This is a genomic window from Priestia sp. JSM ZJ58 (assembly GCF_044383985.1).
In the GTDB taxonomy this organism is placed as follows: Bacteria; Bacillota; Bacilli; order Bacillales; family Bacillaceae_H; genus Priestia; species Priestia zanthoxyli.
Genome location: NZ_JBISEM010000001.1, coordinates 1,775,505 through 1,787,809 on the forward strand (window position 1 = coordinate 1,775,505; position 12,305 = coordinate 1,787,809).

A 12,305-nucleotide genomic window follows, 5' to 3' on the forward strand; every position below is an offset into this window, starting at 1 on the left:
TGTCAAAAAGTTTAGTTTTTTGGTACTATAAGAAAGGACAGAGGCTGTTAACCACCTGTTCTCGCGGATGGAAAAAAATGTTACATAATGAAGTTGAAAAGGTGATTACATAACTATATGATTGTATTTACGTGTCTTATTATTATCATAAGCATTATTCGTCCGTACTTGGAGAGCGTGACTGTTAAGCGAATTGCTTCAGAAGGCAAAAAAATTCGCTACTACAAAGAACAGTTCTTTTTTTATGTGCTAATTTTACTATTTTATATTGCGGTGATGGTATACCATGCGGTTCCACTTTCTATGTTAGGATTGCAGGGAGTATATCTAGATACGATTCACCGGACGGCTCCGTATCCAGCGTGGATTGAATATCTGCTGCTTTTAATCTTTGCAGGTTTTATTATTATTTCCATTATGATCCAATGGATGAAAGATCATGGAGAAACGGTTTTTGTGGAACAGGAGATGCCCACGTCAATTGAGGCAACCGTTCCTAAAACAGAAAGAGAGCAAAAGTGGTGGCTTGCATACAGCGGTATTTCCAGCTTCGTAGAAAGCACCGTCTATTTTCCTAGCTTTTATTTATATAGTCACTATGTATTAGCCATTCAAAATACATGGGTGTTGGCTATTTTAATTGGTATTGGTTATTTCCTATCACAGCTAGCTTTTCAGCGTGACCGTTTGAGTGTCCAGACGCTGTTAGTTGGTATCGGGCTAGGCGCTTTATTTATCATGACAAAGTCAGTTGTAATCATGGTCTTGTACTATGGTTTTAGTTTCTTAATCTATGATATTTATCAACAAGATCGCAATTTAGTAAAAAGCACAGAAAATCACTAAGAAACAACACGGCATAACGCCGTGTTGTTTCTTTTTTTTATAATTTATAAAAAAAGCTTGAAAAGCGCTTTCAATAGTCTTATAATTTAGATAAATCGATTTACTAAACCGGTTTAGTAAGTGGTTAGCTAGTATAATAAGAAAGGTAGGTCGATTTATGAATCATATCATTATTCCTTTAAATGCATTTGAAACGACAAGCTCTCAGCACACCATGATTGGGAAAATATATGAACAGCAAGTACATGGAGTGGAAATTCGAAGAGAGTTAATGAAAAAAGTAGATCAAGAGATTGAGCTTATTGCCGAAGAATTAAAAAGATATCCGCTTTTTACAGTATATTCGGCTCCAATCGAACTGTGGAAAGAAAGTGGAGAGTTAAACAAACAAGAATTAAAATCTATTCTTGAAGAAGCCGTATCACTTGGCGCTCAGTGGGTAAAAGTTTCTCTTGGTTTTTATCAACCACAATCACCTATAGGGGAATTGCAGGAGCTATTGCAGGCATTTCCAACTTTACATCTATTTGTGGAAAACGATCAAACCAGTTATGGAGGCAACATAGCATCTTTGCACGCATTTTTTGATAACGCTTACGAAATTCCTGTTTCCATGACGTTTGATATTGGTAACTGGCTTTATGTACAGGAACGACCCCAGGAAGCAATCAAAAAGCTAAGGTCCTTTGTAGGCTATATTCATATTAAACACGTAATAAAAAATAGCGGAAAGCTAGTAACAACCTCTATATCAAACGATTCAAATGAAATGTGGAAAGATATTTTGAAAGGGTTTTCTCATTCGATTTTTAAAGCTTTAGAGTTTCCAATCGATGAACCGGAACAAATCCCCCGCTTCATTTCATTGGTGCAAGCAGCAGAACAGGAGGAAGTGCAATGAATTCATTAGACGTTATTACCTTCGGAGAAGCAATGGCGATGTTCATGGCAGAACAACCAGGACCGCTGTATGAGATTAAGCATTATACAAAAGAGCTAGCCGGAGCAGAAACAAATGTAGCAATTGGTCTCGCTCGTCTCGGTCTGCACGCAGGGTGGGTGAGCAAAGTCGGCAATGATCCTTTCGGTACGTTTATTATGAAACGGCTACAAGAGGAGTCGGTCAACACCGATTGTGTACTAGTAGATAGCGAACATTCAACAGGCTTTCAAATTAAATCAAAAGTGGAAGTGGGAGATCCGGAAGTTTGTTACTTCCGAAAAAATTCGGCAGCCAGTCACTTGCACCCACGCGATTTTAATCGAAACTATTTTTTAGCGGCAAAACACATGCATATGACAGGAATACCGCTTGCTGTGTCAGCAAGCATGCGTGAATTTGCTCTACACGCGCTTACCTCGATGAAAGCAGCTGGCAGAACGGTTTCCTTTGACCCGAACCTGCGACCGACTCTTTGGACATCGAAGGAAGAAATGATTTTTACAATCAACGAAGCTGCTAAACAAGCAAACTACGTTCTGCCAGGCATTGAAGAAGGGAAAATTTTAACCGGATACGAAAACCCAGAAGACATCGCTTCTTACTATTTAGATGCAGGCGTAGAGCTTGTCGTTATTAAACTAGGTGAACAAGGAGCCTTTTTTAAGACGGCTAAAGAGCAAGGAATGGTTGAAGGAATAAAAGTCAAACAAATAGTGGATACAGTCGGTGCAGGAGACGGCTTTGCAGTAGGGCTGTTAAGCGGACTTCTTCAACATGATTCTCTTACTCAATCTGTCATGAGAGCAAATGCTATTGGGTCATTAGCTGTACAAAGCCCTGGAGATAACGACGGATATCCAACTGAACAGCAGTTGCAAAAATATATGGAATCCCAAAAACAAGGAGTGAAGTGATAATGAAACAGCAGCTAGCAAAAAAAAGATGGCTTCGGTTAATTCCTATCGTATTTATTACGTATAGCCTTGCATATTTAGACCGTGCAAACTACGGGTTTGGAGCAGCGGCAGGGCTGGCAGAAGATCTTCATATTACGCCAGGTATTTCGTCTTTATTAGGATCGCTCTTTTTCTTAGGTTATTTCTTTTTCCAAATTCCAGGCGCTCACTATGCTGAAAATAAAAGCGCCAAAAAGCTGATTTTTTGGTCTCTGATTTTATGGGGAGCACTTGCTACAGCTACGGGTATGGTAAGCCACGTCGGATTTTTGTTTGTTATTCGATTTGCTTTAGGAGTAGTGGAAAGTGCCGTCATGCCCGCTATGCTCGTTTTTTTAAGCCACTGGTTTACAAAAGCAGAACGTTCTAGAGCCAACACGTTCTTAATTTTAGGAAACCCGGCAACCGTTCTTTGGATGTCAATTGTTTCTGGATATTTACTAGAATCATTTGGCTGGAGATGGATGTTTATTTTAGAAGGTTTTCCGGCTGTTATTTGGGCGTTTTTATGGTGGAAACTAGTAAACGACGAGCCAAAAGATGCAGGCTGGCTGTCGAAAAAAGAAAAAGCAGATTTACACGATGCGCTGCAAAAAGAACAAGAAGGAATCAAACCTGTTAAAGGCTATAAAGAAGCTTTCAAAAATCGTACTGTCATTTTATTAAGCATTCAATATGCTTTATGGAGTATTGGTGTCTACGGATTTGTTATGTGGCTGCCGTCTATTATTAAAGCAGCGCCTAACATGAGTATAGTGAAGACAGGGTGGTTAGCGTCCGTTCCTTACGTATTAGCAGTCGTATTAATGTTAACGGTTTCATATCTATCAGATAAGTTTTTAAAACGAAGCGCATTTGTATGGCCGTTCTTATTAGTAGGAGCTCTTGCCTTTTACGGATCTTATTTAGTTGGCACAAGCAACTTCTGGCTTTCTTTTACTTTACTCGTTATCGCCGGAGGAACGATGTATGCTCCGTACGGACCGTTCTTTGCGATTATTCCTGAAATTTTACCGCGTAATGTTGCCGGAGGAGCGATGGCTTTAATCAATAGCATGGGGGCACTTGGTTCATTTGCCGGTTCTTATATTGTAGGATTTTTAAATGGATCAACAGGAGGGTTTGGCGCTTCCTATATCTTTATGGCTGGATCATTATTCCTTGCGGCAGTTTTAACCATTGTCGCAACGAAAAAGCCAAGAGAAGTTCAGAGTGTGAAGCCAGTTGAAACAACGGCTTAATGTAATGATAGAAAAGGAGAATTGAGATGCATATTGAGAAAATTACAAGTAGCGGTATTGTAGCGGTCATTCGAGGAGCAAGCGCTGAGCGAATTATTCCGCTTGCCTACGCGTTAAAAGAAGGCGGAGTAACAAATCTAGAAATCACAATGGAAAACCCTGCTGCCGTAGAGGTTATTAAAGAATTGAAAAATGAATTTGACGATTCAATGTTTATTGGAGCAGGAACTGTTCTAGACGAAGAAACAGCACGAATTGCCATTATGGCAGGAGCGTCATTTATTTTTTCCCCTACGGTGAACGAACGAACAATTAAAACGGCTAAAAGATACGGAGTCATTAGCGTTCCGGGCGCTTTTACACCTACTGAAATACTAACAGCGTATGAATGCGGCGCAGATATGATTAAAGTCTTCCCGGCAAGCGTAGTAGGCCCCGCTTATTTTAAAAATATAGCAGGACCGCTTCCTCATATTCCGTTAATGCCAACGGGCGGCGTTACGGCTGAGAATGCGGGAGCTTATATTAAAGCTGGAGCAGCTGCTATTGGAGCAGGAAGCACATTAGTAGATGGCAAGCAGCTTCCAACTCCTGAATACTTACTTCAAGTAACAAGGGAAGCGAAACGTTTTACTCATGAAATTCAAGAAGCTAGGCTTGCGTACGCTTAATAAATAAAGTCTTCTGCTAGCAAGAAGGCTTTTCCTTTTTCGTTTTTTTCGTTTACACTAGGAGTAGCATAATTTTAGGGATTGAATGAAAAGGACGGATCATGATGCAAAAAGTTACTATGCTGGACGTTGCAAAAGCAGCAAATGTCTCCAAAAGCACCGTATCACAATACATTAACAAGCGATACGAATATATGGGCGAAGAAACGCGAAAGAAAATTAAAGAAGCGATTGATACACTGGGCTATCAGCCCAACTATCTAGCACGAAGCTTAAAACAAAAGCGAACGTCGATGATTGGGATTATTGTCGCCAATATTATGCACAGATTTTCTACGGAAGTCATTCGTGCCATTGAAGACTATTGCCATTCGCAAGATATACATGCCATCATTTGCAACGCAGATGATGACCCTGATAAAGAAAAGAAATATATTAATATGTTAAAAGCAAAGCAAGTAGATGGCCTTATTTTATTTCCAACGGGTGCGAATACTTCTCTTTATGAGCAGATGATCAAAGAAGAATATCCGGTTGTTATTATGGACCGTAAAATTCATGATGTAAAAGGGAAAATTCCATCCGTAGTGGCAAACAATCAAGAAGCCACAAAACAGGCTATTTTGCATCTCCTCGAGCTTGGACATAAGCATATAGCGATCATTACAGAACCCTTAACTATTACACCCCGGATTGAACGTGTAGAAGGTTACAAAGAAGCGTTAACATCAGCCAATATGCCTGTAAATGAATCCATGATTATCAACTGCAAAAAAGCGGACATGCAAAAAGCGCTGGAGAAGCTATTTGCAGCCGATAATCCGCCGACAGCGCTGCTTGCTGGAAACGATTTAGTGTTCATTGAAGTGCAGAAATTTATTAAACAACACGGATTTAATATCCCAAATGATTTATCTTTAATTGTTTATGATAATATTCCTTACGCAGATGTAGCAACGCCTGCCGTTACCACGATTTCGCAGCCCGCTTTTGATATGGGAACAAAAGCAGCAGATTTACTTATTAAACAAATTTTGAAAGAAAAGATAGCTTATGAAGAGTACCAGTATGATTGTGAATTAATTATTCGAGAAACAACTTTATCCCATTAAGCTAAAAAGAGCGCCTATGGCGTGCTCTTTTTAGCTCATCAAAATATTGGTTTTTTTTACGCTGTTACTAAACCGATTTAGTAGAAAGTGAGGAGAAAAAATATGAAGATACAATTAGCATTAGATCGCGTCACAATTGAAGAAGCTATTATCCTTGCCAAGCTGGCAGAACCCTCTGTTGATTGGATTGAAGTAGGTACATCTCTTATAAAAGAGTATGGAGTTGAAAGTATTTATAAAATCAAACAGGCATTTCCGCACAAGACGATTGTAGCAGATATCAAAACGATTGATAACGCAGAGTATGAATTTACCATGTGCTATCAAGCAGGAGCAGATATAGCAACAGTCATGGGCGTATCACCTTTACCCACGATAGAGACTTGCGCAAATGTCAGCGAAAAATGGAATAAAAAAATGATGGTGGATTTATTAAACACGTCAAGCAGCTCTCAAAAACAAGTAGGTACTTATAGAAACGCTATTTTTTGCCATCATATCAGCAAAGACGAGCAAGAAAAAGAAGGGAAATCGCTGAGTCAAATAAATTTGCGGCAGTATTTTCATTCAGATGCCCAAATAGCAGTAGCAGGGGGAATTAATCCAACCTCAGCAGCATCATTACTTCAAATGAAAGCGGACGTCGCGATTATTGGATCAGCGATTACAAAAAGTGCGGATGTGGCAAAGGCATCTGCTGAATTTCAAGACTTATTTATGAGCAGGGGGAACGTATAATGACAAAAACACAAACGATTTTAGACGAAATTACGGCCGTAATGAATCACATAAAAGAACCGCAAATAGAAGAAGTAGCGTTTTCACTTTACCAAGCGAAACGAATTTTTGTTATAGGCGAAGGCCGCTCTGGGCTAATGGGCAAATCATTTGCGATGAGACTGATGCATTTAGGTGCGACAGTATATGTTGTAGGAGAGACCATTACTCCTTCGATTGCAGCAGGTGACGTGTTGGTGGCCGTATCGGGTTCAGGAAAAACACAGCAGGTGGTGAGTGTAGCTAAAAAAGTCAAAGAAGTAGGATGTTCAGTTATCGGCATTTCAGCTAGTACAGAATCACCATTAGCTGCTCATACCGATGAGCTGCTGCACATTCCCGCTGCAACTAAATATCGAAGCGAAAATGAAGCAGCTTCCATTCAGCCACTTGGCTCGTTATTTGATCAATGTGCTCACGTTGTATTTGATACCATTTGCTTAGAATACGGGAATTTGAATCACACCGATCATGAACAAGCGTTTAAGCAGCATAGCAATTTAGAGTAAGTGGAAAGAGGCTAGAACAAAAGTAGGTTATTTAAAAGAAAATCCGAACGATGAATCGAGATTCTTGATGAAGAATCACATTCGTTCGGATTTTTTCATTGGTATGGGTGAGCGTAGGTTTCATGTGTGTAGTTGCTTCTAGCTGTTGATTGAATCGATGTAGTTATGTCTCACTCTCTTTTGATACAGGCAAGTCTAAGTCTAAACGTTTACTTCGCTTTTGTTTATTGCGAATATATTCCTTCTCTTCAAAGTAAATGACAGCATTTTTATGCTGAAATTGCTATAATATACAAGCCGGTACATATACTAAGGCGACTGAAAATAAAGGAGTTTTGATTAATGACAAAAATAAAATTAATTTCACATAACGATTTAGACGGGGTAAGTCCAGCACTATTGGGTCGGTTAGCGTTTGGCGACGACAACTTTGATTACAGCACGGTAAGCATTGGCCGCATCAATGATACAGTGACGCATTTTATTGAAGAAGAAAACGATGGAGACACAGCTTTATACATAACGGATATTAGCGTAAATGAGGAAGTAGCGGAAAAATTAAATGAACTGGTAAAAAAAGGCCAGCAAATCACTCTTATTGACCATCATATCTCTGCTCTTCCACTAGCTGAGAAATACGATTGGGTTCATGTTATTGCAGAAGATGAAAACGGTAAAAAGACCGCAGCTACATCTCTTTTCTATGACTACTTAGTGCGCCACAACATGCTCCAAAAAACGGTGTTGCTTGATGAGTACGTAGAACTTGTGCGTTTATTTGATACGTGGGACTGGTTCCATGAAAATAACTTGAAAGCAAAGCGCCTTAATCACCTATATTATCTAATCCCGCATGAGGAATTTAAAGAAACCATTCTAGAAACGCTTCGTGAATCTTATCATTCTGAAAATCAAGAATTTACGTTTACGGACAAACACGAAATTTTACTAGAAGCAGAAGAAAAAAAGATTGAAAAATATATTTATGACAAACAAAAACAAATCATAAAAGAAAGTGTTGAAATTGATAAAACAGCGTACAACGCAGGGATTGTATTTGCAGATACATATCAGTCTGAGTTAGGAAATGCACTGTGTCTAGAAAACGAAGATATCGACTTTTCCGTTATGGTGGACATGGGACGGCAAAAGATTGGGTTCCGTGCAGTAAAAGACGAAATCAACTTAGCAGAAATTGTTGGGCACCTTGGAGGAGGAGGTCACCCAAAAGCTTCTGGATGCAAGTTAACGGCTGAAACGTTTGCTCTTTTCGTCACGGATCACTTGTTTAAAGACGAAGAAAAAAGTGAATAAAGCGTATAAGGAGGAGATGATATGTCGTTTAAAGATTTAGTTGTTATTGTTACTGGAGCTGCGAACGGAATAGGTAAAGATGTATCCCGCGCATACGCGAAACAAGGAGCAAAAGTGGTATTGGCAGATGTGGACGAAACCGAAGGAGAGCGTCACGCAGAAGCTATTCAAAGACAAGGCGGAGAAGCCATTTTTGTGAAAACAGACGTCCGAAAAGAAGACGACATTTTAAATCTCGTTGAGAAAACGGTCAGTACGTATGGAACGATACATATTTTGATTAATAATGCAGGCGTTTCCCGCTGGAAATCACCGTATGAGCTAACCATTGATGAATGGGATGACATTATCAATACGAACTTGCGCAGCGTGTTTCTATGCTCTCGCGAAGCAGCTAAAGTGATGAGAAAAAACGAAAGCGGAGGCTCCATTGTAAACTTAGCTTCTACGAGAGCTACAATGTCTGAACCTCACACAGAAGCCTATGCGGCTACAAAAGGAGGAATCGTTGCTTTAACTCATGCACTTGCCATTTCACTTGGTGATGACAACATCACAGTAAATGCTATTTCTCCAGGATGGATTGAGACATCTGATTACGATGGCCTTCGTGAAATCGATCATACGCAGCATCCGTCTAATCGGGTGGGGACGCCAGCCGATATCTCAAGAGCGTGTATGTACTTAACAAACGTTGAAAATGATTTTGTCACAGGAGCTAACCTCGTAGTAGACGGGGGAATGACGCGAAAGATGATTTATGAACATTAAGCATCTATAAAAAAAAGCTAAGACAAAAGTATTTTAGACGAAGTGAAAAAATGAACCATTGATCAAATTTTTGATTAGTGGTTCATTTTTTTGTTACGGTAAACGTAGGTTTCACCTGTTTCGTTCCTTCTAGCAGTTGATTGAAGGGCACGACGAAGACTCCGGCGGAAAAAGCGGTTCAGCTCATATATCCCATTTGTTCATTTTAGATTGGATTCATTTCGTTATGTCTCAACCTCTTTTGATAATCAACAGAAGAAATAATAATTTTTCTGTTGACAGATAATAATAATCATTGTAAAGTAAGTTACATAAAGTAATTAAATTTCAATTAATATTTTTTTAGTTTAATATCTCGAATTAGAGATATAAGAATTCATTATATCTTGTTTATCTCCTTTTATCAGGGGGAAGGGTATAAACATGCAATTTAAGCTTAAAAAAACAAACAATTAGGAGTGTGGAAAATGGGTTTTTTAGATAAATTATTTGATAAATCAAGTGATCAACAACAGGTTGGAAAAGATTTTTATGAAGCAATTAAAAACCGACGTTCTATTTATGCAATTGATAAAAATGTAAAAATATCAGAAGAAAAAATTGAAGAAATTATTAATTTTTCGGTAAAACATACTCCTTCATCATTTAATTCTCAAAGCGCACGCGTAGTTGTTTTATTTGGTGAACAGCATGATAAAGTATGGGATATTACGAGAGAAACGCTTCGTAAAATTGTTCCAGCTGAAAATTTTTCAGATACGGATCAAAAAATGAACTTATTCGGAAGCGGCTATGGAACAGTTCTTTTCTTTGAAGATCAAGAAGTAATTGAAGGATTGCAAAAGCAGTTCGCATCTTATAGCGAAAACTTCCCGGTTTGGTCTAACCAATCATCAGGCATGCTGCAGCATGTGATCTGGACAGCACTTGAGCTAGAAGGCCTAGGAGCAACTTTACAACATTACAATCCATTGATTGACGATGAAGTAAAAGCAACTTGGAATATTCCAAGCTCATGGAAATTAATTGCTCAAATGCCATTTGGTAATCCTGTGTCACCTGCGGGAGAAAAAGAATTTCAACCGCTAACTGAACGTGTAAAAGTATTTAAATAAGCAAAAAAAGGCACGGACAAAATTATTTTATTTGAAGCAAGATCCGAACGATTCATCGTTCGGGTTTTTTTATTGGGATGGCAAGCGTAGGTTTTGCGTATGTAGCTGCTTCTAGCGGTTGATCTCGTTATGCCTCAGCCCTTTTGTTATGATAAATAGTTTGAATATTCTTTTATGTTTAATCTAAGAAAAATGCGGTTAAATAAGAGGAGTAGTCCTCAAATCTTCGGTGGAATTTATGCGCTATACATAAGCAATTCAATGATGTTTTGTAAAAAAATAAAGTTTTTAACTTGGTTTTTTAGAGAATATTTGTTAACATATCCACTTGTGAGGTCTTAGTAAGAGGAGGATGATGTAAAGAATCCCATATCGGACGCAAGGGCGTAGATATGTGGAGTGGGAATTTTAAAGGAGGATTTTATGTCTGATCAAGGAAATCAAGGAAAATTTAAAAAATCAATATCGTTACTTGACCTAACGTTAATTGGGATGGGAGCTATTTTTGGTTCCGCCTGGTTATTTGCGGTTAGTAACGTGGCGTCAAAGGCTGGTCCAGCCGGAAGTTTTTCGTGGCTGATTGGCGGAGTCATTATTTTACTTATCGGCTTAGTGTATGCTGAACTTGGAGCAGCGCTGCCGCGTACCGGTGGAATTATCCGTTATCCGGTTTATTCACATGGTCATTTAGTAGGTTACTTAATTTCATTCATTACCATTATTGCTTATACAAGTTTAATTGCCATTGAGGTAACAGCTGTACGTCAGTATGTTGCTGTATGGATTCCTGGTCTAACTAAACATGGTTCTGAATCGCCTACAACGATTGGATGGCTATTCCAGTTCGCGTTATTAACACTATTTTTCATTATTAACTACGTAAGTGTAAAAGCATTTGCTAAGTCAAATGTCATTATATCTGTGTTTAAATATGCGGTTCCTCTTACAATTATCGTCGTGTTAGCTTATCACTTCAAATCAGCTAACTTTACAACTGGCGATTTTGCTCCGTTTGGTTTTAATGGTATTCAAGCAGCCATTTCAACAGGTGGCGTTATGTTTGCTTACTTAGGACTTCACCCTATTGTTTCGGTAGCCAGTGAAGTTAAAAATCCGCAGCGTAATATTCCAATCGCGCTAATTATCTGTATTGTACTTTCAGCGATTATTTACACAGCACTGCAAGTATTGTTCATCGGTAACATCCCGGCTGATATGCTATCAGGAGGATGGGGAACAATTCAAGAGCAATTCTCTTTACCATTTAAAGATATTGCACTTATTTTAGGCCTTGGCTGGTTAGTAACGCTTGTTATTTTTGATGCTATTTTATCACCAGGCGGTAACGGAAACATCTTTATGAATACAACTTCTCGTCTAGTTTATGCTTGGTCTCGTAATGGAACACTATTTAAACGTTTCTCAAAAGTAGATAAGAAAACAGGAATTCCACGTGCGTCACTATGGCTATCATTTGGAATGTCCGTATTCTGGACACTGCCATTTCCTTCTTGGGAAGCGCTAGTAAACGTATGTTCAGTAGCACTTATTCTGTCTTATGCTATCGCACCAATTTCAGCTGCAGCATTCAGAGTAAATGCAAAAGATCTTAAAAAACCTTTCAAATTAAAAGGCATGAGCATTATTGCTCCTGTTTCATTTATCTTCTGTTCATACATCGTATACTGGTCAGGATGGACAACAATTTCTTGGCTGCTAGGATCACAGCTTCTAATGGTTGTTATCTACGTAGCGTTTAAGAAATACGTACCAACTGACGTTGTGAAATTTGCACAGCAGCTTAAATCTGCTTGGTGGCTAGTTGCTTATTATATTATTATGCTTGTTATCTCTTATCTAGGTTCATTTGGTGGAGGACAAGGTGTGTTAAGCAACCCACTTGACTTAATTTTAATTGCTCTTGTTTCACTCGGTATTTTCTACTGGGCGAAATACACAGGTTTACCAAAAGCAGTTATCGATACAGATGATTAATAAAAAACACGGCATGAATTCATGCCGTGTTTTTCGTTTGTATAGGCGTGTACTC

Annotated in this window: 12 protein-coding genes; all 12 read left to right on the plus strand. The window is 38.8% G+C overall.

What is annotated here, in order from left to right; all coding sequences use genetic code 11:
* Positions 1-117: 117 nt before the first annotated feature.
* Entirely contained in the window at positions 118-846 is a 729-nt protein-coding gene (locus tag ACH6EI_RS09520) for a hypothetical protein (RefSeq protein WP_099000313.1), read from the plus strand.
* A 157-nt stretch (positions 847-1,003) separates the two neighbouring features.
* Positions 1,004-1,747 (plus strand): sugar phosphate isomerase/epimerase family protein, encoded by a 744-nt coding sequence (locus tag ACH6EI_RS09525; RefSeq protein ID WP_099000312.1) that lies wholly within the window; start codon positions 1,004-1,006, stop codon positions 1,745-1,747.
* Positions 1,744-2,703 carry a sugar kinase gene (locus tag ACH6EI_RS09530; RefSeq protein WP_099000311.1) on the plus strand — a complete coding sequence of 320 codons (960 nt, stop codon included), beginning with the start codon at positions 1,744-1,746 and terminating at the stop codon, positions 2,701-2,703. The genes ACH6EI_RS09525 and ACH6EI_RS09530 overlap by 4 nt, the downstream gene beginning before the upstream one ends.
* 2 nt (positions 2,704-2,705) lie before the next feature.
* Positions 2,706-3,986, plus strand: a complete 1,281-nt coding sequence (locus ACH6EI_RS09535; protein ID WP_013083743.1) for an MFS transporter — start codon at positions 2,706-2,708, stop codon at positions 3,984-3,986.
* A 26-nt stretch (positions 3,987-4,012) separates the two neighbouring features.
* A complete protein-coding gene (locus ACH6EI_RS09540; protein ID WP_014459503.1) occupies positions 4,013-4,657 on the plus strand; it encodes a bifunctional 4-hydroxy-2-oxoglutarate aldolase/2-dehydro-3-deoxy-phosphogluconate aldolase in 645 nt (214 codons plus the stop codon).
* Positions 4,658-4,758: 101 nt separating this feature from the next.
* Positions 4,759-5,769, plus strand: coding sequence for a LacI family DNA-binding transcriptional regulator (locus ACH6EI_RS09545; RefSeq protein WP_099000310.1), 1,011 nt, complete (start codon positions 4,759-4,761; stop codon positions 5,767-5,769).
* 102 nt (positions 5,770-5,871) lie between these two features.
* A complete protein-coding gene (hxlA, locus tag ACH6EI_RS09550; protein ID WP_028412833.1) occupies positions 5,872-6,507 on the plus strand; it encodes a 3-hexulose-6-phosphate synthase in 636 nt (211 codons plus the stop codon).
* A complete protein-coding gene (hxlB, locus tag ACH6EI_RS09555; protein WP_099000309.1) occupies positions 6,507-7,055 on the plus strand; it encodes a 6-phospho-3-hexuloisomerase in 549 nt (182 codons plus the stop codon). The genes hxlA and hxlB overlap by 1 nt, the downstream gene beginning before the upstream one ends.
* Before the next feature lie 342 nt (positions 7,056-7,397).
* Positions 7,398-8,369, plus strand: coding sequence for a DHH family phosphoesterase (locus ACH6EI_RS09560; protein ID WP_014459504.1), 972 nt, complete (start codon positions 7,398-7,400; stop codon positions 8,367-8,369).
* Positions 8,370-8,390: 21 nt separating this feature from the next.
* The gene (locus ACH6EI_RS09565) at positions 8,391-9,140 is read left to right on the plus strand and encodes an SDR family oxidoreductase (RefSeq protein ID WP_014459505.1); all 750 of its coding nucleotides are present in this window, start codon (positions 8,391-8,393) and stop codon (positions 9,138-9,140) included.
* 467 nt (positions 9,141-9,607) lie between these two features.
* Positions 9,608-10,255 carry a nitroreductase family protein gene (locus ACH6EI_RS09570; RefSeq protein WP_099000308.1) on the plus strand — a complete coding sequence of 216 codons (648 nt, stop codon included), beginning with the start codon at positions 9,608-9,610 and terminating at the stop codon, positions 10,253-10,255.
* Between the two features lie 423 nt (positions 10,256-10,678).
* The gene (locus ACH6EI_RS09575) at positions 10,679-12,250 is read left to right on the plus strand and encodes an APC family permease (RefSeq protein ID WP_014459507.1); all 1,572 of its coding nucleotides are present in this window, start codon (positions 10,679-10,681) and stop codon (positions 12,248-12,250) included.
* Positions 12,251-12,305 lie beyond the last annotated feature (55 nt).

Bases quoted from the DNA above. Each gene is read 5' to 3' on its own strand.
- ACH6EI_RS09520 (WP_099000313.1), top strand. From the start codon at position 118: ATGATTGTATTTACGTGTCTTATTATTATCATAAGCATTATTCGTCCG.
- ACH6EI_RS09525 (WP_099000312.1), top strand. From the start codon at position 1,004: ATGAATCATATCATTATTCCTTTAAATGCATTTGAAACGACAAGCTCT.
- ACH6EI_RS09530 (WP_099000311.1), top strand. From the start codon at position 1,744: ATGAATTCATTAGACGTTATTACCTTCGGAGAAGCAATGGCGATGTTC.
- ACH6EI_RS09535 (WP_013083743.1), top strand. From the start codon at position 2,706: ATGAAACAGCAGCTAGCAAAAAAAAGATGGCTTCGGTTAATTCCTATC.
- ACH6EI_RS09540 (WP_014459503.1), top strand. From the start codon at position 4,013: ATGCATATTGAGAAAATTACAAGTAGCGGTATTGTAGCGGTCATTCGA.
- ACH6EI_RS09545 (WP_099000310.1), top strand. From the start codon at position 4,759: ATGATGCAAAAAGTTACTATGCTGGACGTTGCAAAAGCAGCAAATGTC.
- hxlA (WP_028412833.1), top strand. From the start codon at position 5,872: ATGAAGATACAATTAGCATTAGATCGCGTCACAATTGAAGAAGCTATT.
- hxlB (WP_099000309.1), top strand. From the start codon at position 6,507: ATGACAAAAACACAAACGATTTTAGACGAAATTACGGCCGTAATGAAT.
- ACH6EI_RS09560 (WP_014459504.1), top strand. From the start codon at position 7,398: ATGACAAAAATAAAATTAATTTCACATAACGATTTAGACGGGGTAAGT.
- ACH6EI_RS09565 (WP_014459505.1), top strand. From the start codon at position 8,391: ATGTCGTTTAAAGATTTAGTTGTTATTGTTACTGGAGCTGCGAACGGA.
- ACH6EI_RS09570 (WP_099000308.1), top strand. From the start codon at position 9,608: ATGGGTTTTTTAGATAAATTATTTGATAAATCAAGTGATCAACAACAG.
- ACH6EI_RS09575 (WP_014459507.1), top strand. From the start codon at position 10,679: ATGTCTGATCAAGGAAATCAAGGAAAATTTAAAAAATCAATATCGTTA.